The 1076-nt window shown below is 67.2% G+C and carries 2 protein-coding genes; both read right to left on the reverse strand.

Going from position 1 to position 1076, the window contains the following annotated elements:
* Window positions 1-61: 61 nt before the first annotated feature.
* Window positions 62-694 carry a phosphonate metabolism protein/1,5-bisphosphokinase (PRPP-forming) PhnN gene (gene phnN / locus FJ980_RS33805; protein ID WP_181172083.1) on the reverse strand — a complete coding sequence of 211 codons (633 nt, stop codon included), beginning with the start codon at window positions 692-694 and terminating at the stop codon, window positions 62-64.
* On the reverse strand, window positions 691-1076 hold a 386-nt coding region (locus FJ980_RS33810; RefSeq protein ID WP_140547687.1), incomplete at its 5' end, for an amidohydrolase family protein. The genes FJ980_RS33810 and phnN, both read right to left, overlap by 4 nt.

The raw sequence follows: 1076 nt of genomic DNA on the forward strand, positions 1-1076 counted from the left end.
GCATAAAAGGAAGGTGTTTCGATGTTCAGGTCAGGCGAGCGCCACCTGACCATCAACACCTTTAGTCGATCAGCCCCGACATGTCGGAGAACGCCATCGCCTTGCGCAGCACCTCGGCAAAGCGCTCGCCTGCCGCTTCGCGCGAACCGCTATTGTCGATCGAGGTGACGCCGGGTCCGGAGAGCGTCACAGGGGCGCTGCGCGCCAGGCGTGCCAGAACCTCCCCGCGCGACTCGCGGCCACGCATCGCCAGCCGCCCGGCCAGCACATCGGGCGAAGCGGTGATCTCGACGATGACCAGATTGGCATAGCGCTTTCGCAAGGCAGGGATGATCGCGCGCGATACGTTGGCGACAGCGACATGGCCGTTGGCCACTGCCCAATCGACCTCGGCCGGCAGGCCGTAGCGCAGGCCGTGCGCCTCCCAGGAGACGGCGAAGGCGCCGTCGGCTTCGGCCTCGATGAAGGCGGCATCGGCCAGCGTGTCGTGATCCTCGCTTGCCGTGTCGCTCGGTCTGGTGATGACGCGGCGCACGAACTCCAGCCGCGTCTCGTCGGCGAAAAGCGCCTTGGCATGGCCGATGATCGTATCCTTGCCGGCGCCGCTCGGGCCCACCACGGCAACGAAGACGCCGTCGCGTATCGGAAACGCCTCGGCCGACAGTTCACGCTCGATCAATGCCGAAGCCATCACGCGACCCGCCGCCCCTGCCGCCAGACCGTGCGCACCACCGGAACGTGGTCGTCGAGGCGCACGCGCACCAGGTCGGCCCGGCGGCCCTCTTCGATGACGCCGCGATCGGAAAGACCGACGGCCTCGGCCGGGTTCTTGGACACCATTGCCACCGCCTGCGGCAGGGAAATGCTATCGACGACGTCGCCGAGAAAGAAGGCGGACTGGATCAGGCTGAAGGGGATGTAGTCGGACGACAATATGTCGAGCAGGCCGTCGCTGGCCAGCGTGCGCGCCGAGACGTTGCCCGAATGCGAGGCGCCCCGCATGACATTGGGCGCGCCCATCAGCACGCCGAGCCCTGCATCCTTCGACGCCCTGGCGGAGTCCTCGGTGGTTGGGA

It is taken from the genome of Mesorhizobium sp. B1-1-5 (genome assembly GCF_006443065.1).
GTDB lineage: Bacteria > Pseudomonadota > Alphaproteobacteria > Rhizobiales > Rhizobiaceae > Mesorhizobium.